This is a genomic window from Mycolicibacterium novocastrense (assembly GCF_001499835.1).
Lineage (GTDB): Bacteria > Actinomycetota > Actinomycetes > Mycobacteriales > Mycobacteriaceae > Mycobacterium > Mycobacterium novocastrense.
In genome coordinates this window covers 372,628-396,317 of the sequence record NZ_LQIH01000012.1, presented here as the reverse complement: position 1 = coordinate 396,317, position 23,690 = coordinate 372,628, and the positions used below count along the sequence as shown (strand labels likewise).

19 protein-coding genes are annotated in these 23,690 nt (G+C 67.8%); 6 read left to right on the top strand and 13 right to left on the bottom strand.

The features are described 5' to 3' along the window. The first annotated feature begins 15 nt into the window (after positions 1-15). A complete protein-coding gene (locus AU072_RS12135; protein ID WP_064413994.1) occupies positions 16-498 on the top strand; it encodes a hypothetical protein in 483 nt (160 codons plus the stop codon). 34 nt (positions 499-532) lie between these two features. Here AU072_RS12135 and AU072_RS12130 read toward each other — a convergent pair whose 3' ends face one another. Continuing rightward, positions 533-2,020 carry an HNH endonuclease signature motif containing protein gene (locus AU072_RS12130; RefSeq protein ID WP_064413993.1) on the bottom strand — a complete coding sequence of 496 codons (1,488 nt, stop codon included), beginning with the start codon at positions 2,018-2,020 and terminating at the stop codon, positions 533-535. A gap of 156 nt (positions 2,021-2,176) precedes the next feature. Between AU072_RS12130 and AU072_RS12125 the strand changes: the two genes are divergently transcribed. The 4 genes from AU072_RS12125 (at position 2,177) to cysC (ending at position 7,189) form a co-directional block, all read left to right on the top strand. After that, positions 2,177-3,544 carry a sulfatase family protein gene (locus AU072_RS12125; protein WP_064413992.1) on the top strand — a complete coding sequence of 456 codons (1,368 nt, stop codon included), beginning with the start codon at positions 2,177-2,179 and terminating at the stop codon, positions 3,542-3,544. Between the two features lie 65 nt (positions 3,545-3,609). Beyond that, positions 3,610-4,410, top strand: coding sequence for a trehalose 2-sulfotransferase (gene stf0 / locus AU072_RS12120; RefSeq protein ID WP_064413991.1), 801 nt, complete (start codon positions 3,610-3,612; stop codon positions 4,408-4,410). Then, positions 4,407-5,318 carry a sulfate adenylyltransferase subunit CysD gene (cysD, locus tag AU072_RS12115; RefSeq protein ID WP_064413990.1) on the top strand — a complete coding sequence of 304 codons (912 nt, stop codon included), beginning with the start codon at positions 4,407-4,409 and terminating at the stop codon, positions 5,316-5,318. Before stf0 ends, cysD begins: the two co-directional genes overlap by 4 nt. Beyond that, positions 5,318-7,189, top strand: coding sequence for a sulfate adenylyltransferase subunit CysN (gene cysC / locus AU072_RS12110; protein WP_064413989.1), 1,872 nt, complete (start codon positions 5,318-5,320; stop codon positions 7,187-7,189). The genes cysD and cysC overlap by 1 nt, the downstream gene beginning before the upstream one ends. On the opposite strand, the gene AU072_RS12105 is transcribed toward cysC, so the two are convergent. Continuing rightward, positions 7,177-7,938, bottom strand: coding sequence for a trans-aconitate 2-methyltransferase (locus AU072_RS12105; RefSeq protein WP_064413988.1), 762 nt, complete (start codon positions 7,936-7,938; stop codon positions 7,177-7,179). The two genes, cysC and AU072_RS12105, sit on opposite strands and share 13 nt — an antisense overlap. A gap of 41 nt (positions 7,939-7,979) precedes the next feature. Here AU072_RS12105 and AU072_RS12100 point away from each other — a divergent pair, with 41 nt between their 5' ends. Continuing rightward, positions 7,980-9,173, top strand: coding sequence for an alpha/beta hydrolase family protein (locus AU072_RS12100; RefSeq protein ID WP_064413987.1), 1,194 nt, complete (start codon positions 7,980-7,982; stop codon positions 9,171-9,173). Here AU072_RS12100 and eccE read toward each other — a convergent pair. From eccE to eccA, 11 genes are read right to left on the bottom strand one after another with little or no spacing between them, the layout of a single operon-like run. Then, the gene (eccE, locus tag AU072_RS12095; protein ID WP_064413986.1) at positions 9,160-10,077 is read right to left on the bottom strand and encodes a type VII secretion protein EccE; all 918 of its coding nucleotides are present in this window, start codon (positions 10,075-10,077) and stop codon (positions 9,160-9,162) included. The genes AU072_RS12100 and eccE overlap by 14 nt on opposite strands. Then, positions 10,074-11,477 carry a type VII secretion-associated serine protease mycosin gene (mycP, locus tag AU072_RS12090; RefSeq protein ID WP_064413985.1) on the bottom strand — a complete coding sequence of 468 codons (1,404 nt, stop codon included), beginning with the start codon at positions 11,475-11,477 and terminating at the stop codon, positions 10,074-10,076. Before mycP ends, eccE begins: the two co-directional genes overlap by 4 nt. A 10-nt stretch (positions 11,478-11,487) precedes the next feature. Then, entirely contained in the window at positions 11,488-12,933 is a 1,446-nt protein-coding gene (gene eccD / locus AU072_RS12085) for a type VII secretion integral membrane protein EccD (RefSeq protein ID WP_328586846.1), read from the bottom strand. Next, complete coding sequence (locus AU072_RS12080) at positions 12,918-13,781, bottom strand: ESX secretion-associated protein EspG (RefSeq protein WP_064413983.1); 864 nt, start codon at positions 13,779-13,781, stop codon at positions 12,918-12,920. The genes eccD and AU072_RS12080 overlap by 16 nt, the downstream gene beginning before the upstream one ends. A gap of 6 nt (positions 13,782-13,787) precedes the next feature. Then, a complete protein-coding gene (locus AU072_RS12075; protein WP_064346860.1) occupies positions 13,788-14,078 on the bottom strand; it encodes a WXG100 family type VII secretion target in 291 nt (96 codons plus the stop codon). Between the two features lie 36 nt (positions 14,079-14,114). Next, positions 14,115-14,408, bottom strand: a complete 294-nt coding sequence (gene esxG / locus AU072_RS12070; RefSeq protein ID WP_064413982.1) for a type VII secretion system protein EsxG — start codon at positions 14,406-14,408, stop codon at positions 14,115-14,117. 52 nt (positions 14,409-14,460) lie between these two features. Next, positions 14,461-16,026, bottom strand: coding sequence for a PPE family protein (locus AU072_RS12065; protein ID WP_120270979.1), 1,566 nt, complete (start codon positions 16,024-16,026; stop codon positions 14,461-14,463). 2 nt (positions 16,027-16,028) lie between these two features. Beyond that, complete coding sequence (locus AU072_RS12060; RefSeq protein WP_064404938.1) at positions 16,029-16,337, bottom strand: PE family protein; 309 nt, start codon at positions 16,335-16,337, stop codon at positions 16,029-16,031. Next, entirely contained in the window at positions 16,337-20,311 is a 3,975-nt protein-coding gene (gene eccCa, locus AU072_RS12055; protein WP_064413981.1) for a type VII secretion protein EccCa, read from the bottom strand. Before eccCa ends, AU072_RS12060 begins: the two co-directional genes overlap by 1 nt. Beyond that, positions 20,311-21,876, bottom strand: a complete 1,566-nt coding sequence (gene eccB / locus AU072_RS12050; protein ID WP_064413980.1) for a type VII secretion protein EccB — start codon at positions 21,874-21,876, stop codon at positions 20,311-20,313. The genes eccCa and eccB overlap by 1 nt, the downstream gene beginning before the upstream one ends. Continuing rightward, a complete protein-coding gene (eccA, locus tag AU072_RS12045; protein ID WP_082680806.1) occupies positions 21,873-23,690 on the bottom strand; it encodes a type VII secretion AAA-ATPase EccA in 1,818 nt (605 codons plus the stop codon). The genes eccB and eccA overlap by 4 nt, the downstream gene beginning before the upstream one ends.

Sequence of the window (23,690 nt, the reverse complement as noted above, 5' to 3'; positions counted from 1 at the left end):
TTAGGGTGACTGCTCATGGCCGTGTTCCTGCGCAAGCTGCTCCGTATCGGCGGTATGCCAGACGATTTGCGGGCCGAGGTGGAAGCCGAGGGTGTGCTCTTCCTCGCCGAGTACATCGCGGTGACCCGACGGTTCAGTGGCAAGATCCCGGGACGACGTGCGAACGCGAACGTCACGAGTTACGTGGGCTCGCTGGCGCTGACCAACCAACGCGTACTCGCCACGCTGTCGACTGTGCCCAAGCTGGCCGGCCGCACCATCGATCAACGCTGGGACGCTAGGCAGTCCGGGACCGTCACCGCCCAGTTCTCGGAGACCGGTGTGCAGCTCGATGTCGACATCGCCGGTGTCGATTCCCGCTTCACCGGCGAACTTTCGATGCATTACAAGGTCTCCATCCCCGAGGACGTCCTCTCGCGCCTCCCCCGACGATCGGTGTCCTTCGATGTCCCGCCCGAATACGTGTTCCGGGCCGTGGGAGTGCCCTACGACCCGTAGGTGGCTGCTATACCGCGCGCTCGCCCCGTCGCTTTCAGAAGGGTGGGGGTTTGTTGCGTTCGGCGAGTTGTGCGTCGACGATCGGTTGGTTGTGGCGGCGTTCGTCGTTGATGGCTTGGGTTCGGGCTTGGGCTCGGGTTTGTTTGCGGCGCGGCATTTTCAGGGTGCGCGCGTCGTCGGATGCGGTGTCGATGTTGGAGTCGATCAACGCTGGGGCGGTAGGGCGGCACAGTTCGGGAAACAGCAGCCGGCTGCCAGGGTGGGTGATGTAGGTCTGGCCGTGTCGCGAGGTCCATTCGATCATGCCGTCGCGGTGCTGTACTTCGCGCCAGCCGGCGAAGGTTTTGAGCAGGTGGTGGTGTCGGCACAGGCATTTGAGGTTGGAGGCTTGGGTGGGCCCGACCGGATAGGCCACGCTGTGGTCGATGTCGCAGTCGGTGGCCGGGACATCACAGCCGGGGAACCGGCACGTCATGTCGCGGCAGCGCACAAACCACGCCAGCGCCTCTGAGGGGCGGTAGCGCGGTTCAGGCCCGGCGTCCCCGGGATGGATGACGGGTTGGATCGTGGCGGTGCCAGCCAGCTTGGCTGCCAGCAGCGGGGCCGGTAGCAGGCCCTTGCCCATCAAATAGCCCGGGTCGGTGCCCGCCGGAGCGGACGGTGGGTCCTCCTCGCTGGAGGGCACGCGCCCGTCCAACGTGGCCGGGGTGTCATCGGTCAGTGACTCTTCGCGCGCGATCATGTGCATGACCACCGCACTCGGTGTCGCCGCCGCGGCGCCGCAGTCGGGGCGCCCACAGCCACAGGCCAGGCGGTCGGCGCCCTGGCCGAGGGCGCCCAACGCATCAGAGCGGCGTTGGTCAACGGTACGTGGGTCGTGGGCACATACCGCGGCGGCCATCGCATCCAGGCGGGTGTCGAGGGCTTGGCCGTCGGTGGCCAACAATGTGGCTTCCAGCGCGACGGTGCCCGACCCGTCGCGGGGGTCGTGGATATCGACATGGCGCCCGCGTGCGGCGTATTCGGTGCGCCGCACCGCGGCGGGGTCATAGCGGTCCACGCAGGTGTCGATGGCGGTGTGCAACCGCTCGGTGGACAGGGTGCCCCACTGGGTCAGCTGGGCGGCCAGCTCGGCGTCGAGTTTGGCCAGGGCGCCCGCATCGCGCACCAGGCGGCTGCGGTGTGCCACTGCGGCCACGGTGCGGTACGAGATCGCCCCGGTGGCGAACACCGCGCTCACCGCCGGCAGGCGCCGGCGCAGGTCATCGGCGAGCAGCAACTGGTGGGAGGCCACCCCCAGCGAGACGCCTTGGGCGGCGGCGACCTCGGCGGCCGCGATCGCCCAGTTGTCGATGCACCACTGCTCACGGTCGACGGACCCCGCTTCACTGATCAGGCGATCGAGCACGTCAGCGGCGGCCGCCAGCCGGTACGCGCTGGCGGCGTTTTCCACCCGCGCCCACGCCCCGACCGCACCCGCACCCCGGGCACTGCCGGCCGCGGCCACCAGTTCATCGAACATGTGATCGAATCTATCGACCTGCTGGTGGTGGGACCAGCGGTCAACACCGATCTGTGGATGAATCCCAACTTGGGGATAACCCGCCGACCGAGCCGAAGGCTTGCCCCATCGGGCCGAGCACGCTGAAGTGGGACGTCGACGACGAAAGGATGTGACGTGACAGACCGACGCCGGGACAATGTGCTGATCATTCACTGGCACGACCTCGGCCGCTACCTCGGCGCCTACGGCCACCACGATGTGTCGAGTCCGCGTCTCGACGAACTCGCCGCCGAAGGCATTCTGTTCACTCGCGCGCACGCGACTGCGCCGCTCTGCTCGCCATCGCGGGGATCGTTGTTCACGGGCCGCTACCCCCAGAGCAACGGACTCGTCGGCCTGGCCCACCACGGATGGGAATATCGCGCGGGCGTCCGTACGCTGCCCCAGATTCTGTCCGAATCAGGTTGGCACACTGCATTGTTCGGTATGCAGCACGAGACCTCGTATCCTGCCAGGCTCGGCTTCGATGAGTACGACGTCTCGAATTCCTACTGTGATTACGTCGTCGAACACGCAACGCGGTGGCTGACCGAGCCGCCCGAGAAGCCGTTCCTGTTGACGGCGGGCTTCTTCGAGACACATCGACCGTACCCGCGCGACAGGTATGAACCCGCCGATGCCACCGGCGTCGACGTCCCCGGATATCTGCCCGACACTGCGGAGGTCCGGCAGGACCTCGCCGAGTTCTACGGATCGATATCGGTGGCCGACGCCGCGGTCGGCCGTCTGCTCGACACCCTCTCGGCGACCGGCCTCGACCGCACCACCTGGGTGGTGTTCATGACCGACCACGGCCCAGCACTTCCCCGCGCCAAATCGACGCTGTACGACGCGGGTACGGGCATCGCGATGATCGTGCGCCCACCGCGCGGCGCGACCATCCAGCCAAAGGTCTACGACGAGTTGTTCAGCGGCGTGGACCTGCTTCCCACACTGCTCGAAGTCCTCGGTGTCGAGATACCAGCCGGCGTCGAAGGCCTCTCACACAAGGCCGCTTTGCTGGCCTCCCCCGAGCCGCCCGTGCGCACCGAGGTGTACACCACGAAGACCTACCACGACTCCTTCGACCCCATCCGCGCGATCCGAACCAAGGAATACAGCTACATCGAGAACTACGCGTCGCGCCCGCTTCTCGATCTACCGTTGGATATCGCCGACAGTGCGCCCGGGCGAATCGTCGCCCCGCTCACCCGTACGGAGCGGCCGCAACGAGAGCTATACGACCTGCGCGCGGACCCCAACGAGTCGAACAACCTTCTGGCCCAACGCGGCTCGGACGTGGCGGAATCCATCGCCGACGATCTGGCCCTGCTGCTCAACGACTGGCGCGTCAAGACCAACGATGTGATCCCGTCGGAGTTCGCAGGCACCCGGATATCGGAGCGCTACACCGAAACATATCTGCGTATTCAAGGCCAGCTGCCGAGCCGCTCCGCACTCGCCGCCGAACGCGGCGTCACGGACGACCACAGCGACCAATAGTTTCGCTCAACATGAGCGAAAACTCCTGGGGTGTCGGATGTTTGCCCTGTGGGTAAGCTGCGCGCATGTCAGCCTCGAGGGCCTATCTCGTCCTGGCCTCCCAGCGCAGCGGCAGCACGCTGCTGGTGGAGTCCTTGCGCGCGACGGGTGTCGCCGGAGAACCCGGGGAGTTCTTTCAGTACCTGCCGAGCACCAGCCAGTCACCACAGCCCAGGCAGTGGTTCGAGGGTGTGACCGACGAGTCGATCCTGCGCCTCCTCGACCCGCTTGACGAGGGCAAACCCGACCTCGCTCCCCCGGAGATCTGGCGTGATTACATCCGCACGGTCGGCCGCACCCCCAACGGCATCTGGGGCGGCAAGCTGATGTGGAACCAGACTCCGCTGCTGCTCGATCGGGCCGGCGGGCTGCCCGACCGCTCCGGTACCGGCCTGTTGTCGGCCATCCGGGACGTCATCGGTAGCGACCCGTTCCTCATCCATGTCTTCCGTCCTGACGTGGTCTCACAGGCGGTTTCGTTCTGGCGGGCGGTGCAGACTCGGATATGGCGGGGCCGGCCCGATCCGGCACGCGATGCCCGGGCCCAATACCACGCCGGCGCCATCGCCCACGTCGTGACGATGCTGCGCGCCCAGGAAGAGGGCTGGCGCAACTGGTTCGCCGAGGAGGGAGTCGCGCCGATGGAAGTGCCGTACCCGGTGTTGTGGCGCAATCTCTCCCAGATCGTGGGCGATGTGCTCGAAGCGCTCGGACAGGACCGGCGGCTCGCGCCGGAACCGGTTCTCGAGCGGCAGGCCGACCAACGCTCAGATGCGTGGGTCGACCGGTACCGGGCGGACGCCGAAAGAGAAGGGCTTCCTACATGACAGTGGATACCCTGCACGTCGACGAGCTTCGACTGTTGGAGGCCGAGGCGGTGCACATCATCCGCGAGGTCGTCGCCGAACTGGAACGGCCGGTGCTGCTGTTCTCGGCGGGCAAGGACTCGATCGTACTTCTTCGCCTCGCGGAGAAGGCTTTTCGCCCGTCACCGCTGCCTTTCCCGGTCATGCATGTCGACACCGGCCACAATTTCGACGAGGTCATCGAGTTCCGTGACCGCCGAGTCACGGGCGAGGGGCACAAGTTGATGGTGGCGTCGGTGCAGGAGTCGATCGACAAGGGCCGCGTCCCCGATCCCGGGCCCGGGGCGTCGCGCAACCGTCAGCAGACCCGGACCCTGCTCGACGCGCTCGAAGAAGGGCGTTTTGACGCGGCGTTCGGCGGAGCCCGCCGCGACGAAGAGCGCGCCCGCGCGAAGGAGCGGATCCTGTCCTTCCGAGACGAGTTCGGCCAGTGGGATCCGCGGGCCCAGCGGCCGGAGCCGTGGTCGCTGTACAACGGCCGTATCAGGAAGGGCGAACAGGTCCGGGTCTTCCCCCTGAGCAACTGGACCGAACTCGACGTGTGGCGCTATATCGAGCTGGAGAACCTCGAACTGCCCTCGATCTACTTCGCGCACGAACGTGAGGTTTTCGAACGCGACGGCATCCTTCTCGCGGTGTCGGAGTACTCCAAACCCGTCGGCGGCGAGACAGCGTCCGTCGAAGAGGTCCGCTACCGGACCGTGGGCGACCTGACCATCACGGGTGCGGTGCGCTCCCGAGCCGTCGACATCGAGGGCGTCATCGCCGAGATCTCAGCTGCCACGGTGTCGGAGCGCGGCGAGACGCGCGCCGACGACCGCACCTCGGCCGCCGCCATGGAAGACCGCAAGCGCGAAGGGTATTTCTGATGACCCGCCAACTCCTCCGCATCACCACCGCCGGATCTGTCGACGACGGTAAGAGCACGCTGATCGGTCGCCTGTTGCACGACACCGACAGCCTGCCGACCGACCACCTCGACGCCGTCACCGACGAGGAGGGCATTGCCGACCTGGCAGCCCTGTCCGACGGTTTGCGCGCCGAACGCGAACAGGGCATCACGATCGACGTGGCCTACCGGTTCTTCTCGACGCAAACCCGAAGTTACATCCTTGCCGACACCCCGGGTCATGAGCGCTATACCCGCAATATGTTCACGGGTGCCTCGAACGCCCACGTCGCCGTCCTGCTCGTCGACGCCCGCGCAGGCGTGCTGCGTCAAACCAACCGGCACGCGCGCATCGCGAAGTTGTTGGGAATCAAGCACTTCGTCGCGACGGTCAACAAGATCGACCTCGTCGAGTTCGACCAACTGCGGTTCGCCGAGGTGCATACGCAGCTTCAACGGCTCTGCGCACGCCTCGGCAACATCGACATCACGGTGGTTCCGATTGCCGCCAAGCACGGCGACAACGTGGTCCACCGATCCCGCAACACACCGTGGTACGACGGGCCGACGCTGCTTGAATACCTCGAGAGCATCGAACTGAGCGCACCGCAGGCGCAATCGAGCAAGTTGCGCCTTCCCGTGCAGTGGGTGTCCCGCCCCACTGCCGACCAACGTCGCCGCTACACCGGAAGGCTCTCCGGTGGAACGCTCCAGGCGGGGGACCCGGTCGTCATCCTGCCTGCCGGTACCCGATCCACCGTGACACTCGTCGACACTCTCGATGACGAGCGCACCGTTGCTGTTGCGCCGCTGTCTGTTTCGGTGGAGCTGGCCGACGACATCGATGTCGGTCGCGGAGACGTCCTCGTCAGCGGATCCGACGACGCCGTCCTGCCCGTCCTTGCCCGCGAGCTCGACGCGACAGTGTGCTGGTTCCGGGAAGCTCCGTTGCGGGCGGGTGACCGGCTGGCACTCAAACAAGGTACGAAGACGGTCCGCGCAACCGTTCAGTCGCTGCACAGCCGCCTGGATCCAGAGACGCTCGATGACCTGGACAACCCTGTCGAGCTGGTGCTCAACGACGTCGGTGACGTCACGCTTCGCACGAGCTCGGTCGTGATCGCCGACCCCTACGCCGACAACAAGGACAGCGGCGCGTTCATCCTCATCGACGAGGCCACCAACGACACCGTCGGCGCGGGCACGATCATCGAACCGCGCGAGGTCAAGCCGGGCGAGCAGACACGTAACGACATCCGGTGGCACCCCTCCTCCCTCGACCGGGACTACCGGTGGTCGTCGACCGGTCAACGCGGGGCGACGATCTGGTTCACCGGCCTTCCCGCCTCGGGCAAGTCGACGATCGCGGTCGCCGTCGAACGCGCGCTCGTCGAATCCGGCGATGTGGCCTACCTTCTCGACGGTGACAACATCCGGCACGGGCTCTCCGACGACCTCGGGTTCTCGGCCGGCGACCGCGCCGAGAACATCCGCCGGGTCGGCCATCTCACGAGACTGTTCGCCGACGCCGGTGTGGTGGCGCTGGCGTCGTTGGTGTCGCCGCTGAAGTCGGATCGCGACACCGCCCGCGCCCTCAACGATGCCGCCAAACTGCCCTTCATCGAGGTGCACGTGGCCACCCCGGTCGGCGAGTGCGAACGCCGCGATCCCAAGGGCCTGTACGCCCGGGCCCGCGCGGGTGAGCTGAAGGGCCTGACGGGCATCGACGCACCGTACGAACCACCCGAGAATCCCGATCTGGTCCTTGACACCACCGAAGCGAATGTCGAGGATCTGGCCAAGCAGGTGATCGATCTGCTCAAGGCCAAACGGGACGCTCAGTTCACCTGAGCCACCACGAAAATGCGCCGGAACGGGAAGAACGTCCTGCCGTCCTTCCGCTTCGGATACGCCGCGTTCAGCAGCGGGGTCAATTCGTTGCGGAACTCGTTCCACTCGGTGTCGGTGAGCCTAGTGCGCACCGGGCGTAGCGCGGTTCCCGCGATCCAGTCCAGCACCGGGTCCTCACCGGTCAACACGTGCACGTAGGTGGTCTCCCACGCGTCGACCCTGCAACCGGCATCGGCGAGCAGATCTGCGTATTCGACCGGATCCTTCACCGGTGAGCCACGAAATGGGAAGTCTTGCAATCGTTCTGCCCAACGGTCCCGCTGGACGAGCTCACCTACCGTGCGGTGCGAGGGAGCATCGAAGTTACCCGGTACCTGCATTGCGATCCACGACCGCGCCGACAACTGTGCGGCCCACCTGACGAGTAAGCGTGGATGGTCGGACACCCAGTGCAGGGTGGCGTTGCTGATCACCACGTCGGTATCGGGTTTCGGCACCCAGTCGCCGATGTCACCGACGTTCGCGTCGATTCCCCTGTCGCGCGCGGCCCGCACCATTTCCGGCGAGCTGTCCAACGCCTCTATGCGAGCCTGCGGCCAACGCTGGGCCAATGAGGTCGTCAGATTGCCCGGCCCACAACCCAGATCCGCAACCCGCCGCGGGGCATCGGCACCGACCCTCGACAACAGATCGAAGTAGGGGCGCCCACGCTCGTCGGCGAACGTCAGATATGTGTCGGGGTTCCACATGTCGACAGTTTGACATCGCCCGATCGGGATACCATGCGGAAGTGAGCCAAACGGAGGCGAACCCGGTTGATCCGCCGATACCCGTTCCGGACGTCCCCGGCGCAGATGCCAGCGCAGGTCTGCCGCGGCGTGCCGACCTGACGCTGCGCCAGCGCTTCATCGTCGACTCGTCGGCCGTGGCGGATCTCGCCTTGCGCACCGCGATCGCATCACTGCTCGCGACGACGATGTTGCCGAGCCTGGCCGGCGGCCTACGCCGCTCGCAGTCGCGCGCGGAACGCGAACAGCTGCAGTTCTATGCCGAATTGGCCTCGGCGAAGGATCCCGCGCAGTCGTTCCCGGCCCCCACTTCACCGCCCCGGGTCGCATCGCGGGCAGCCAACCCGCTGGCCGAGTGGATCGCGAAGGGTCAGGTTCAGAACATTCGCTTCGAGAGCAGTTTCGAAGCGATCAACCCGGCCTTGCGCGCGCAGTGCAGCGGATTCGAACGCAACAACGTCGTCCACGCCCAGCACTGGCGCCACGACGACGGGCCACACCCGACCCTGTGCCTGATCCACGGGTTCATGGGTTCGCCGTATCTGTTCAACGGCCTGTTCTTCTCCCTGCCGTGGTTCTTTCGGTCGGGTTACGACGTCCTGCTGTACACCATGCCCTTTCACGGTCCCCGGGCGGAAAAGGGCTCCCCTTTCAGCGGCTACGGGTTCTTCGCCAACGGCTTCTCGGGCTTCGCCGAGGCGATGGCCCAGGCGGTGCACGACTTCCGCTCGGTCATCGACTATCTGGAGTTCACCGGTGTCGATCGGATCGCGTTGACCGGTATGTCGCTCGGCGGGTACACGTCAGCGCTGATCGCAGCCGTCGACGACCGGATCCAGGCCGTGATCCCCAATGTCCCTGTCGTCGCACCCGATCAGACGGTGGACGAATGGTTCCCCGCCAACAAAGTGGTCGGGCTGCGAAACCTGCTGACGGGAACCGACGCGGAACTCACCGGGGGCGCCACCCTGTTCTCCTCACCGCTGAACTACGCCCCGCTGGTCCCCAAGGACCGCCGTTTGATCATCACAGGTCTCGGCGACCGGTTGGCGCCGCCGGAGCAGGCTGAGATGCTGTGGGAACATTGGGACCGCTGCGCGTTCCACTGGTTCCCGGGCAACCACATCCTGCATGTCAGCCAGCCTGACTACCTGCGCAGGATGACCCGCTTCATGAAGGATTTCATGTTCGACTGAGCTCGGCCTGATTTCCCGCCGGCCAGTCGATCCGAGACAACTGATCGACGGTAACCGGCTTAGCCGGAAGATCGAATCTGCCAACGGCTTTGGGATCCAACGCCGTCAGTAATGGCCGCTGAACCCCGCGATGCGGTGCCAGTCCCGACACCGGGGCCCCGCGTACCGGCTCGGGTGTCCGGAACGCGCACACCGCCGCGACAGTCGGGTGCGCCGCCGAACCGCTGAACTCGACGGCGGTCCACGTCTCCGACGACTGGGACCGCACCTCGTCGAGAAGCTCACCCAGCCGCTCGTCGACCGGAATCCCGTATGCCGACACGAATCCGTCTTCGTCGTGGACACCGCGCCACTTCTCGCGGCCCTTTCCGATCAACGGCGCGTCCGAGTCGTCGACGGGCACCGCATCGAGCCCCGCCTCCCGCAGGTGATCGGCGAGCCGACGACCGGCGATCTCGGCAGTCTCGCGCAGGGGCAGCTCCGGTGAACGCGCCTGCAGAGCAACCAGATTCGCCTCGGCATCCAGGGTCAGGCTTATCCACGTGGTACGACTACCATCCACATCGCGGTTCGTCACGCGAACCTTCTCGCTGCGGACGCCGAACCGCTCGACGTAGCTCGCCACCAGGGCCAACGGCACACCGAGTCCCGACGGGTCCTCGACCCGCAACACCACGGTGGCCTGCTTCGCACTCTGCGGCTTCGGCGTGGAGTGGTTGCGTCGAAACACCGCCAACCGCCGGCCGAACATGTTCGTCACGAACTGGCCCCGCCACCATGCGAACACGACGACGACCACGGCGACTGCGATGCCGAAGATCCACCAATCCGTGGTTGTCTCCCACGGGTACGCCATGGCCGCCAGGACCACGGCCACCGACGCCAGCGCAATTCGAACGGTCACGATGCCTCCGCTTGGTTGTCTAGGTTCCTTCGCCGGTGGACCGCGACCGCGGCGGTGACGGCTGCGATCAGCGCCAGCACACCGGTTCCCACGAACGCGACCACCTTCGGGGTCTCATCAGGGGTGGCCGGTTGCGGCGGTGCGGCAACGGGCTGGGGTTCGGGCTCCCCGTTAGCGGCGACGGCCGCCGTCACGTCCCATGTCAGGGCGGCGACGGGGTCGACGAGTCCGGCGCCGGTCAGATTCGACGGCGCTCTCGCCGCCCCCTGCGCTCCGGCCGTGAGCCGATCCCGGACCTGTTCGGCGGTCAGCTCGGGAAACCGGCTCCGCACCAACGCCGCAACGCCGGACACGTAGGCGGCCGCGAAGCTCGAGCCGTTGAGTGGATACAGCCGGCCCCTCTCGTCGGGCAGCGCGTTGGCCAGGCCGCCACCGTCACCGTTGCCCACCGAGACAATGTCCTGCCCGGGTGCGCCGATTCCCACCCACGGGCCCGCCATCGTGAAATCCGATGGCCGCCCGGCAGTGTCGAGCGAACCCACCGAAAGCACGTAGGGCTGCCAGGACGACGGTATCGACACCGACGTCACCCCGGCCCAGTTGCGAGGGTCCTCCGGGCGGCTGGGATCCGACAACGGATTGGACGGACATGCCGACCCCGGGTTCAACCCCATCTTGTTGTTGCCTGCGGCCGCGACGATCACCGCGTCCTTGTCCACGGCGGCATACCGCAAGGCCGCGCCGAGTTCGTTCTGGTCGAGATTCTCCGTGGCGGGCAGACAAGTGACGGCGGAGATGTTGATGACCCGCGCGCCCAGGTCCGCCGCGCGGACAACCGCACGGGCCAGGGTGGCTACGTCGAGCGCGACGCGTGCCGTCGCCGGGTCCCCGCCGGTCTCGCGCGGGGAGAACCGCGACGACGTCGACCGGATAGCCAGCACGCGCGCGCCGGGCGCCACACCGGAGAACCCGTCGGCCCCCGGCTGGCCCGCGATCAGCCCGGCCACCAGCGTCCCGTGGCCGTCGCAATCGCTCAGTCCATCGGTCGACTCGACGAAATCTCCGCCGGGATCCACGTTCGGCAGCCGAGGCCCGGGTGTGACGCCGGTGTCGATGACCGCCACGAGCTGTCCGTCCCCGCGGCTGTACTCCCACGCACCCTCGAGGTTGAGCAGTTGTCGATTGGGGCTGGGCAAGCCGGGATCGCTACCGGGCAACACACCCGCACTGACACACGGCCCGCGTTGCGACTGCGGCTGGACGGGCCCGGCGGCACCCGACGGGGGCCGCACCGCCGGATCCACCTGGGGTGGCGTCATCGCCTGTGCGACCGGGGAACTCACACCCACGACGGCCACCGACGCCGTGGCGGCCAGTACAGTGCGCAGCCGGTCGCGCATCACCGATGCCTCATCGGTTGAGCACCCACGCGAACAGCCCGACGAGATAGGCCAGTACGGGGATCAGCGACGCGTCGATGCCGGAGGCCAGGAACCCGACCAGGCGACGCATGGGCAGCGAGTAGGTGTCCGGGGAGGCGACGCGCGGGAATGCCGCGACGATCACCCACACCACCGTCAAGCCGATGAGCGCCACCAGCGACCACCATGCGGCGCTGATGCGGTCGTCGACGCTGAACACGACCATGAACGAGATCGCCAGCAGGAACGGCTGGCTCAGCAACCACGCCTTGCACGGAGCGGAATCCCACACGCGTGCCCGCAGCACCGATCCGAGCGCCACTGCAGCCACGACGTACCACGCCCACGGCGACACGCCTTGGGGCGCAGCCAGTGTCAACGCTCCTGCGGTGGAGAGCAGCACTCCTCCGGCGATGAAGCCGGTCTGGTGCGAATCGCTGATCCGAACACGGCGCGGCAGATCGGCGAGCACCTTCATCGGGTGCGGCGCGGGGGTCGGGTCGCCGGGAGCCGGAATGACCGGCATCGGCAGCCGCGCCCACAATGCCGAGAGTTGGGCCGCCTGGACCGTGACCACCAACGCGAGCACCACCAGCACTGACCCGACGACGAGATGGTTCAGATGCCAGATCGTCGCGGCCCCCGCCGTGATCAGGGCACCGGCACCGACGACGGTGGCGGCCGTGAACACTGCGATGGCCCGTTGGGCGACAACGATGCTGACGATGGACCAGGCGGTCACGCCCGCGGCGGCGAGCAGCACATGTGACGGCCCGAACTCGCCGGGCACTCCGAGCGCGAGGGAAACTGCAATGGGCGCGAGCGCCGTCACGGCCAGCGCCGTGCCGAGCCGCGGGGAACGGCCCCACGTCAGCAGGGCCGCCAGCACCGTGAGCGCCGCTGCACCGCTGGCCACGGCGAGTCCGGCGAAGCCGCCGACGATTTCGCTGTGCGCCGCGGCAAACGCAGTGGCGATCACGATGAGCGTGATCACCGCCGCTGCCGCGCCACGCGCGATATGCGCTGCACCCCAGGGCTTCTCGCGGGCAGCCGAGAAGATGACGGCCGCGTCGCCGATATCCTCGACGATCCGCGGTGCCGCCGGACCGGCCGGAAGCGGTTGCAGCGCCAAAAGATCACCGTCGACGACACCGACGGTGTCCAGCGTGGCGTCCAGGCTGAACGGCGCACCGCCGACCGGCGCCAACGACAGCACCACCGGGGTCGCATCGCCGTACTCCTCGTCGGCGGGCATCGCCATCCGCCGCACGGCGGGCAGGATCTCGCGCAGCGGAAGCTCGGTCGGCAACGCCATGTCGGTGACTCGCCCGCCCGCCTCGCCCGCGGCGAGCACCGCGACGCGGACGATCGGCATCGACCGGGACGGGGCCGGATCCGCCAAAGACGCTGTCGCGCCGCTCAAACTGTCTGCCATTGATGTTCCGTTCTCTGGTTGGAGTCGAAGTCTCGGGTCAATCTCAGGTCGGGGAACCACGCCCCGTCGGGCAGCGTTGCGGTGAGCCGCTCGACCGCGGTGGCGATGGCCATCGGCGTGCCGGGCGTGAAGGTCGAGACCCATTCGCCGTCGAACGCCTTCGCCGGATAGACGAGTACCCGGCCCTCACGGGTGTCGACGACGCTGACGCCGACATCGGTGCTCACGCGGTGGCCGTCTCGGTGGTCACCGGCCACGATCTCCACATAACTGCGGTCCGTCGCGTAGGCCGCTTCGACGACCGCGCGTGCGCTCGGCGGGATGCCGAGGAACTCGATCACGTCGTCCAGCGTCGCGCCGTTGCGCAGCTTTTCGTCCGCGCGCGCGCCGATGCGCGCGGGAATCGCGAACTCGTCGAATCTGGCCGGCGGACGCCCCGACAGGCCGGCGGTGAGGATGGGAACCACGGCCTGCGGATGGTCCACCTCCAACGCGCTGAGGGTGACGAGGCCGCCGCCGCGCAGCGCGACGACGGTTTCGTCGTCGCGGCGCGCGACATGCCCGCGCAGCATCTTGCCCGAGCCGCGCACAAACCGGAGTTCGAGCCACCGCCGGGGCCGGCATGTCGCCGTAACCCATTGCCGGACATGGGGTTCGACGACGCCGTCGGCCGTCATCACGCCCATCTCGACCAGCTCGGCCGACAGCCTGTCCTCGACTGCCGCCCGCTGCGCGTGGTCGCTGTAGGGCGGGGTGATCGCCAACACCCACGGGTAGCTACCCGCCCCCGACGCGTCGGCGACGAACCAGGCCTGCTCCGCGGTCAGCTCGACTGCGTTAACTGCCACCGTCGGTTAGCCACCCCATTTGGCGCCTTCGGCCTGGTCCCGGGCGCTCATCGTCATGGTGTTCTGCTCGTGGGTGGCGGCCATCGCGCGGTATGCGCGCACCAGCTCCTCCAGGGCGAGGTTCCACTGCGCCTGCCACGCCTGATAGGTCGTGCCGGTGTCACCCTGCCAGGCCCCGGCCAGGGCAGCCTGCTCGCTGGCGATGTCTGCGCCGACGGCGTGCAGTGCGCCCGCATATCCGGCCATCTCACCCGAATGGGCCAGCATCGCCGGGTAGTTGTACATGATCTGCGACATCAGGTTCTCCCTTTTAGGTCTAGGTCAGTTCGAAGTTCAGATACCGGTGTAGGTGCTGGCCGCAGCCGCGTCCTGCGCCACATAGGTGCCCGCCGCGTCGCCCAGGTTGGCCTGCGCAATGTCGAGCAGGATGTTGACCTTCGCGGAGACCTCGAGGAAGCGCGCATGCGCTGCCTGGAAGGCGGCGGAGGATTCGCCCATGTGGAATGCCTGTGCCGACTGCGCTGCCTGCTCGGCCTGCGCCATGGTGCTGCGCATCAGCGCGGCCTTCGCCGAGAACGCGGCCTCGGATGACACGAGCTGAGGGATGTGAGCGTCCAGGAGGCTCATGGATGTTCCTTTCGGATAATGGTTCGCGGGAATGGGTTTGGGTCAGTTCGGTTCAGTCGTTTTCTCCCCCCTTGTGATCCCAGTCGCTGGGCAACATGGGTTCGGTGGGTCCGCCGCCGAAGGAGTCCCCGGCGAGCTCGGTCAGCCCACTGGCCTGCTCGGCTTCGGACTTGGTCGCTGCGCCGGTGAAACCCACTGCGCCCGCGCCCTTTTCCGATGCTGCGACATGCGGGCGCCGGGCCGTTTCGCGCGGCGGGGCCGCGTCCTCCGGCTCGTCGGGTTCGTAATCCATGTAGGCATCGGCGTACTGGCGTTGGTGGATCGGCTGCGGCTTCTTGCGGCGGGCCTTGCGTTTGGCCAGCGACGACGCGGCCGCGGCGGCGGCGGCCGACGCCGCGATGTCCGATGCGGGCGCCTTCAAGCCGGTGCCCTCGCGGAAGGTCGGGGAGACACCGTCTTCGGGGTCCGGGCCGGCGACCGCGTACGGAACCACCGGAGCCGCGGCGGGTGCCGGGGCGGCGCCCGCGGGCGCTGCGCCCGCAGCCACCGACGCGGCGGGAGCAGCCGGAGCCGCCGGAACCGTCGGCGCCACGGTGGCTATCGGTGGAAGCGACTCGGCGCGCGGCTCGGCGACGGGCCGGATGGGTGCAGGCGCGGGAGCGGGCGCAGGCTCGGGTGCGGCGGCCGGAACCGGCTCGGGGGTCTGCGACTGGACGATGAGGCCGATCAACAGCGGCAACCAGATCGGCGCACTGAAGATCAACGACCACGTGGTCCAGCCGAGCGGCTGCGTGATCGCCTGATAGAGAACGAACAACAGGATCAGTCCCGACGACGGGTTGAAGAGCCACCCGAAGAAGCCGTTCAGGAAGTCGCTGAGGACATCCAGGACGTTTCCGAAGAACTGTCGCGCGAAGTTGAGGATCGATTCGAAGAAGTCCTCGAAGAACCTCATGATCTCGCGCAACAGGTCCGCGATGGAGTCGGCGATGTTTCGTGCCCCGCCGGAGTCGGCCGCGGTGGCCAGCGCGGCGGCCTGCTGCACGTCGGCGGCGGCCGAACCCGCCTCACCCACGCCCGGCTTCAACACAAAAGGCGCCGGCGGCGTCATCGGCGTCGCCGCCACCGCGGCGCCCGACACCGCCTGATAGGTGCTCATCGTCGTGGCGGCTTGAATCCACATCCGAACGTAATCGGCCTCGTTCAACGCGATCGGAATCGTATTGATGCCCAGGAAGTTCGTGGCCAGCAGTACGGCGTGGGTGGACTTGTTGAGCGCCAGCTCAGCCATCGTCGGCATGGTGGCCACCGCGGTGGTGTAGGCCGCGGCGGCCGCCCCGTGCTGCGCGGCGGCGGCCGCGCTGTTCGCGCTGGCCTGGGCCAACCAGGCGAGGTACGGCGTATGCGCGGCCGCATACTGGGCGGCACTGGGCCCTTCCCATGCGCCGCCCTGCACCGTACCCAGCACGGCGGTCAACTCGGCTGCCGCCGAGGAGTATTCAGCCGCCAGCGACTGCCACGCACCCGCCGCCGCCAGCAGCGAACCCGGACCGGGTCCGCTGCTCAGCATCGCCGAGTGGACCTCCGGAGGGAGAGCCATCCAGATGGGAGCCGTCACGGTCAGCCTCCGGCGACCAGGTAACTCGCCGCGGCGGCCGCGTCACCGGTGGCGTAGCTCGTACCGGACTGGCCGACGCCGACTCCGGAGCGACCCAGTTCCTCCACACCGAGGGCCGCCATCGTGTTGTGCTGCGCGCCATGGGCGCTCAAGCTGACGGCGGTCTGGATCGACACCGCGTCGACGGCAGGCGGAATCACGGCGGTGACCGCGGGTGCGGCCGCGGCGTGGGCCGCTGCCAACCGGGCCGTCAACGCCTCGACAGCGGACGCTGCCGCGGCGAGGCCTTCGGGAACGACGCGAAGAGTCATCAGTTGAACTCCCTTCCACTGTTGCCGTTGTTTCCGGTATGTCCTGCCACCGCGTCCGCGAACGGGTTGACGAGTTGCAGGAACGTGGGGCCATCGCCGTCGTCCAGCAACATCGCGCGGCCTGCAGGAAGCCGACGGAAGCGATGTCCCCGGATCTTTCCGCTGTCCTGCGGGTTGCCCGACAGCATGAGGATCGCCGCCTGCAGCTCGTTGAGCCGGCGCAGCAGGGGTGCGGTCATCAGCGCGTGTGCCGAGCCGGTGGCCCGTGCGGTCACGATGACGCGCAGGCCCAGCTCGCTTGCCTGCGACAGCAATCCGATGATGCCGGTCCACGGCCGCTGGCCGACGAACGGTCCACTGACCGCGGGCGCGTCCGGGATCTGGTCGACGTCGTCGATGATCAGGTAGTGGGTGTGACCGTCATCGCCGGATCGGTAGTTCCACGTGCTCAGCTCCTGCGGTGACAGGCCGGCGGGCGGGCGGCGCTTCTCGAGCAGAGCTGTCAGCCCGAGCATCGCCGGGGTGATCCGGTCGATGTTCGGGGTGTACTCGTTGTCCGGGAACAGCGGCTCGTCGACCAGATGCAGACGCCGGTCGATCACCGTGAACGCGACGCGGTCCGGGGTGGAGTTCTCCCGGATGGTGCGAATCACGTGCCGCAGCAGGGTCGTCTTGCCCGACTTGGCATCTCCGAACACCATCAACAACGGGTTCTGGTCGAACGCGGCCGACACGGACGCGAGATCCTCCTCGCGTTGGCCGATGACCACCTGCTCCGGCGCCGGATACAGCGGTGCCACAGCGCTGGGAGCCAGATCGTGCGGCAACAACCGCACCGGCGGTGCGGTGACACCCCGATGGCGGGCGTTGATCACGCTGATGTCGCGCAGCGCCGGCTCGGCGAACAGGAAGTGCTCGGCGGCCATGGTCAGACCGCGGCCGGGCTGGTCGGCGGGCACGGCTTCGGCGGGCCGCCGCAGCGCACCGGTGACCCGCACATTGCTGTCGCGCGGATCCGACAGCTTCAGTTCGAGCCGCAGGCCCAGACCGTCGCGCATGGCCAACGGAACCTCGAGCCAGTTCGGTGTCGTGATGACGACATGGATGCCGTAGGACATACCGGTGTTCACCAGCTCGGTGACCTTCGACAGCAACGGGTTCCGGGTGTTGAAGGTGTCGGTGTTGTCTCGGCTGAACGCGTAGAGGTTGTCGATGACCAGGAAAGTCTCTCCGTACTCGTCGCGTTGACCATTACCCGAGTGTCCCCGCGCCTGGCGGGCACGAAGCAACTGCTCGAGCTCACCGAAGGTGCGCCGGATGCGCTCGGGTTCCAGCGGAGAGGCAACGCTACCGACATGGGCCAGGTCTTCGAGCGGCCGCAGCTGACCGCCGCCGTAATCCAGGCAGTAGAACGTCACATCGCGCGGCGAGTGCAGAGCGGCCGCGGACAGGATGAACGTTTGCAGCGCTGTGGTCTTCCCCGACTTCGGACCACCGTGGATCAGCAGATTGGCACCGGCGGACCTGGCGTCGAAGATCAACGGATCGCGCCGCATCGAGAACGGACGGTCGATCTCGCCGAGCGGCCAACGCCATTCGCGCTCGGTCACATCGGCGCGGGCGAGCAGCTCGTCGAGCGGGATCGGCTCGTCCAGCGGTGGCAGCCACAGCGGCGGCGCCTTCGGACCGTAGTGGGACAGCTGGTCACCGATGGTGGCGACCAGCTTGCGCGGCGGACGCTCCTCGTGAGCGGCGGGATCGGAAACGACGACCGTGTCGGCGGGCGCTTCGACGTGTCCCGCGGTGAACGGCTGTGGCACCGGAACCGATTGCACCACAACCGACCTCTCCGCCCGCGGCGGATCGTAGATGCCGTCGACATAGGTGCTGCGGAACTTGACCGGCAGAGCGCCCGGCGCAGGCACCAGGAATCCCTCGCCCTTGTGCTCGGGGCCGGCCTCGATGTGGAACGCGTCTTCCACACCGATGATCTGGCGACTGATGGCCGGGCTGGCCACCTTGAGCCCGATCCGGTACGAGGTGTTCTTGTCGATGTCCTTGATCCGGCCGACATCCAGCGTCTGCGACGCGAACAGGATGTGGATGCGGAACGAACGACCCTTGCGCGCAACGTAGTCGAACAGGTCGGCGTACTCGGGATGATCGGAGAGCATCAGCGAGAACTCGTCGGCGACCACCAGCAGCGTGGGCAGCGGCGGCAGGTCGTGGCCGGCCGCGATAGCCGCCTCGTATTCGAGCACCGAGTTGAACGCACTGCCCTGGACCCGGCGGCCGGCCTCCATCAGCAGTTGCTCGCGTCGTGAAACCTCGCCGCGCAGCGTGTCGGCGAACCGGTCGGCGAGCGAACGCTTCTCGGCCATGTTCGAGATGACGGCGACCACCTGCGGGAAGTCCCGGAAGATGTCGGCTCCGGCCTCACCCTTGAAGTCGGCGTAGATCACGATCAGCCGGTCGGCGGAGTGAGTCGTCAACAGCGACAACAGGATCGACATCAACGTCTGCGACTTGCCCGAGCCGGTCATGCCGATCATCAGGCCGTGCGGGCCCATACCGCCTTCGGCCTCGTCCTTGAGGTCGAAGATCAGCGGCTCACCGGTGGCGGTGACGCCGATGGGTACGCGCAGTTCGTCGGCGCGCGCCCGCGGCGCCCACAGGCTCGCCACGTCCAGCGCCGCGGCGTCCGGAATGCCGAGCAGCGTGGAGAAGGTCGCGACACCGGTGCTGCCGGTGCGCGCGTGGCTCGGGTTCGAATCCCACTTCGACAACCGGCGGGCGATGTGCCGCGCGGTCGCGACGTCGAGCTGATCGGCGGCGTCGACGTAGGGCTGCCAGCCGCCGGACTGCCAGCGCTGCAGTTTTCCGTCGGTCAGCTGCAGGATCGGCCGTTCCGGGTCGGGGTACTGCTCGCGGTGCGGCGGCTCGGCGACGCGTTGAACCAGCGTCACACCGGCCAGCCCGCCGCGCGGGACCAGCGCCGTGGTGTCCACGTCGGGATCGTCGACGATGATGAGCAGGTGCTTGACCTCGGCGTCGTCGTCGCTGCCGAACGGGGACCGGTCATCGAGCGCGGAGGCGAGCTGCGAGCGCAGTTCAACGATGTCCGACGACAGGTAGCGGGCGGGGCCGGCGCCGTCGATCGCACCGGGAATGTCGTTGTGGGGCAGCCACTTCAGCCACGACCAGTCGTCGCTCTCGATGTCCGGAGCCAACAGTGCGACGCCGAGCACGGCGGGGTCGTGCCAGGTGACGGCCTGGGCGATCCAGGCCCGTAGCGCTCCGCGGACCTCGTCGGGCTCACCGAGCACCGTGATCCGCGAGACCTTGCCGAGCCCGATACCGGTCGGTGCGGCCCGTACCGTCCGCTGCACGTCGAGCAGCGCGCGTAAGGCGCTGTGCGACACCGGCTCCAGGTCGACCTCGTCGGCGCTGTCCTTCACCCGCAGCGAGGCGTTCAGTGGGGCATCGTGCAATCCGGTGCGCACCACCAGGAAGTCAGGGTCGTGCGGATCGCGCTCCCATTGCCTGCGAGTGCCGGGGACGTCGATGAGCAGGCCCGGGTCCGGATGGGACCACTCCAGCGCCGCGCGCTGTTCGGCGGCATGTGCGCGCACGTTGTCCCGGACCACCGACAGGTAGCGCAGATAGTCGGCCCGCTCGGCATCGACCTCCTCGGTGCGCATCTTGTTGTCGGTGCCGCGGTAGAGCGCGGTCGCGGCCAGCAGCAGAACGAACGGAAAGAACAGCGTGGTCGGCGAGATCAGCCGCATGCCGGTGGCGAACAGCGCCACGATCATGCCGACGATCAGGATGACGATCAGAAACGGCAGCACCCGCCGCAGCAGTGACGGCGGAATCACCCGCGGCAGCTCCGGCGGCGGTTCGATCGTGATGGTGCCTTTGCGTGTCGTCGGCACCGGGATGCGGCGACGCGCCTCGAATATGAGCCGACTCATTACGGCGTCTCCCTCACGACAGCGGGGCGGGGGTCGGCGGCCAGCGCGTCATGGGCCAGCAACGCATCGCCTCGCGACAGCGTCGGGCCGGGCGCGAACTGGCTCAGCATCGACCATGGAATCGGTAGGGCGGGCGGGGTGAGGCCGAGCGCGGAGATGGCGTTCTCGTCACCGTCCACGTCGAGCCCGTACCGGACCCCGACATCGCTGAGCCAGAAGGCCGCGCCGCCGACGGGTGACGTCGACGCGCCCCCGCCGTCCTGACCGACCGTCTGGACCAGGTAACCGCGCCCGGGATTCAGCACGACCTGGTTGGCGGTCGTTCCGGACCCCGCACCGACCAGCGGCACGGGGCGCAGCTGATCGGACACCGGCAACGTGACCCCGGAACGCAGGTCCAGTGTCGCGCCCGTGGCATCGGCGGGCCGCTTCCACTGGGCGCACGTCAACGGCGCGTCGGCGGAGTCGACGAGCGAAATCGGCTCCGCGGGATAGGCATCGGTGTCGATGACGTCCGCGACGGGCAGACGTGCGATGTCGTCGGCGCCCAACCGCGGCGGCTGGTCGAGTCCGTACGAGTTCGCATTCCGCATGATTGCGGCGACGACCGGTGAAATCGGTTGCAGCCCTTCGCCGAGCACCGCGTAATGACGCAGGGTGTTGTCGGTGGCGAAGGCCGTGACCACCGCGCCGACCGGCGCAGGCGCCGGCAACGGGTATCGCGGCGGTTCCCCGGCGCCGGGGATGACCGGGGGAATCAACGCGGGAGCTTCCGGCACCGCATTGAACAAACCGGGTGCGATGGGGCGCGCGTCGGCGCCTGCGGTACCCAGACCGAGTGCACTGGTGACGGCGCGGTCGTTCATGTCGATCGAGCTTCGGCGCCCGTTCCACAACAGCCAGGTGCCGGCATTGGGACCGCTCGGGTTGGAGACCAGGATTGCCTTGTCATCGGGCAGCTGCGCCGCGCGCTCGCCGCCGTCGGTCAGCGGGCCCGCGATCATCGTGACACCGAGAGCCGGCCCCGAAACCCCGTCGCACACCGTCCAATCGGCGTCACGGGCGGTGCTCTGGACCATGCGTTCGGGTGCACCCGGGATGCCGATCAGATTGCCGCGGGGGAACTGGTCGATCTCGCTGGTCCTGACCTGCGACGGGTTGTCCGGCCGGCCCGCGATCAGGCGCGCCGACGTCAGGTTCAGCACCGGGTGCAGTTGCTCACCGAGGCGGACGTAGAGCGCGGAGGTGGTGCGGTCGGCGAGGATCGCGTCGTTGCCGGCGACGCCGCCCGGCCGGATCAGCGAGAACACGAAACACCCTGCCATCACGGTGATCAGCACCAGCGCGCCGACGAGCACCGAACGGGCTTGCGTGCGGAGCGGGTCGACGAGCATGCGGGTGTCGTGCAGCGCGACACCGGAGGCGATGCGTCGCATGATGAAGCGCCATCCGGTCACCTGATGACGGGTGACGAACCCGCGGCGGTACACGACCCGGTCGGGGTTCTCGTTGTCCGGTGTCCGCGAGGCGAACGCCCGGCGATCCGAATTGTCTTCAGTGCTCATTCGGGCACCGTCAGACCGAGGCCACGCAGCAGCGGAATGGCGGATTTGGTGACGTCTTCATCGGTAATGGTCATCAGCTCGTCATCTGTGAAGTCTTCGACATCGGAGTGATCAAGTCGGTACTCGCGCTCCTCCTCGGAACGCTCGACCAGGTTGCGGACGAAACGGCCGTTACCTGCAATGTCGAGGTTGCGCCTCTCCACGCCGGTGGCGTCCGGCGTCGTCGCCGCCGCCAACTGCCCGAACAGCGACTCCATGTGGGCGAGCGCCGCAGGTTCGAAGACGCTGTCGCGCTTCTCGGCCATCCGGACCGCGATCTCGACGAGTTCATGCGGTGTGTACGAAGGGAATTCGATGCTCCGGGTGAAGCGGGACCGCAGGCCCTCGTTGGTGTCGAGGAAGGCGTCGAGATCCTTGCGGTAGCCGGCGACGATCACGACCAACCGCTCGCGGTCGTTTTCCATGCGCGCCAGCAGCGTGTCGATCGCGACCAGGCCGAAGTCGTTCTTGGCGCCGGTCGACACCAGCGCGTAGGCCTCGTCGAGGAACAGCACACCGTCGAGCGCGCTGTCGATGATCGCGTTGGTCTTGGCCTCGGTCTCACCGATGTGCTGGCCGATCAGGTCGGCTCGGTGCACCTCGCGGACCGTCTCCTTCTTGAGAATGCCCAGCCCGCAATAGATTTTGGCGACGACGCGCGCGATGGTCGTCTTACCGGTACCGGGCGGGCCGGCGAACACCAGGTGGTTGGTGCGCTGGGCGACCGTCAGGCCGCGCTCCTGACGGCGGATGGCCATCGCGACCGAACTCTTCAGCCGAGCGACCTGGTACTTGACCTCGTCCAGGCCGATGAACTCGGCGAGCTCGGCCTCGGCCTCGATCAGCAGGTGCGCCTTGCGCTCCTTGGCGCCGGGGTCGACGAACTCGGACTCGCTGGGCTCGGTGGCGGGATCCCACGGATCGGAGCGGCCCTCGATACGCGCGGCCGTGGTCGGCACGATGCCGTAGGAGGTGTCCGACAGCGCGAGTTCGACCTGCTCGTTCTCCGGGTTGGCGGCGTAGAGCTCGGCGAGTACGTCGCCCGCGTCGAGCTCTTCGCCCTGGGCGCGCAGGCACAACGCCTTGACGAGGGTGCCGTCCACGGTCGCGACATCCACTGGGCCCGAGGGGTCTTCGAGATACGACAGGGCCGGCGCGTACATACCCAGGCGCGCCAGGGAGGTGCCGAGCGCGACGCGCGCCGCGTGTGCGTAGGTCTCGTCGAGACGGGAGTCGTTGACGATCGGCGTGATCAGCCGGACGACGTCCGACCACCGCTCGGTGCGGTAGTACATCGCGATCCGCACCCAGCGCGCATCCAGCCAGCTGGGGCGCCGGTCGATCAAGGGCTCGACGAGCTGATCCGCCTTTGCGTAGTCACCGGTGTCGCACAGCGTCACCGCATAGGCCAGCTGGAAATCGTCCGGTGTCGACGCCGAGAACTTCAGGTAGAGCCCGGTGTCGTAGGTGAACGCCAGATCGCGCTCGGCGAGCTGCACGTGGCGCTGGAGGACACCCGCCGTGGCGACGGTCTGCCAGATGGCCTCGAGCACCCTGGGACTGGTGTCCCCCGCCGCCGCCAGACCCGTCCACGCATCGCACTGTTCGCGGGCGATGCGGGTGAGCTCTGTGAAACCGGACAGGGCCGCGGCCGGATCCGGCGGGCGCCGACGGTCGTGCACCGACAGCCCAAGGGCCCGGCAACACGTGGCGAACCGACTCACCACGTCGTGGTCGACGCGCGAAGTCGCAGCAAAATCGGTCTGTAGCGGCAC

Coding starts and splice junctions, on each gene's coding strand:
- cysD (WP_064413990.1), top strand. CDS start 4,407: ATGACAGTGGATACCCTGCACGTCGACGAGCTTCGACTGTTGGAGGCC.
- esxG (WP_064413982.1), bottom strand. CDS start 14,408: ATGAGCCTCCTGGACGCTCACATCCCTCAGCTCGTGTCATCCGAGGCC.
- cysC (WP_064413989.1), top strand. CDS start 5,318: ATGACCCGCCAACTCCTCCGCATCACCACCGCCGGATCTGTCGACGAC.
- AU072_RS12130 (WP_064413993.1), bottom strand. CDS start 2,020: ATGTTCGATGAACTGGTGGCCGCGGCCGGCAGTGCCCGGGGTGCGGGT.
- mycP (WP_064413985.1), bottom strand. CDS start 11,477: ATGCGCGACCGGCTGCGCACTGTACTGGCCGCCACGGCGTCGGTGGCC.
- eccD (WP_328586846.1), bottom strand. CDS start 12,933: ATGGCAGACAGTTTGAGCGGCGCGACAGCGTCTTTGGCGGATCCGGCC.
- eccCa (WP_064413981.1), bottom strand. CDS start 20,311: ATGAGTCGGCTCATATTCGAGGCGCGTCGCCGCATCCCGGTGCCGACG.
- eccB (WP_064413980.1), bottom strand. CDS start 21,876: ATGAGCACTGAAGACAATTCGGATCGCCGGGCGTTCGCCTCGCGGACA.
- AU072_RS12075 (WP_064346860.1), bottom strand. CDS start 14,078: ATGTCGCAGATCATGTACAACTACCCGGCGATGCTGGCCCATTCGGGT.
- AU072_RS12105 (WP_064413988.1), bottom strand. CDS start 7,938: ATGTGGAACCCCGACACATATCTGACGTTCGCCGACGAGCGTGGGCGC.
- AU072_RS12060 (WP_064404938.1), bottom strand. CDS start 16,337: ATGACTCTTCGCGTCGTTCCCGAAGGCCTCGCCGCGGCAGCGTCCGCT.
- AU072_RS12135 (WP_064413994.1), top strand. CDS start 16: ATGGCCGTGTTCCTGCGCAAGCTGCTCCGTATCGGCGGTATGCCAGAC.
- stf0 (WP_064413991.1), top strand. CDS start 3,610: ATGTCAGCCTCGAGGGCCTATCTCGTCCTGGCCTCCCAGCGCAGCGGC.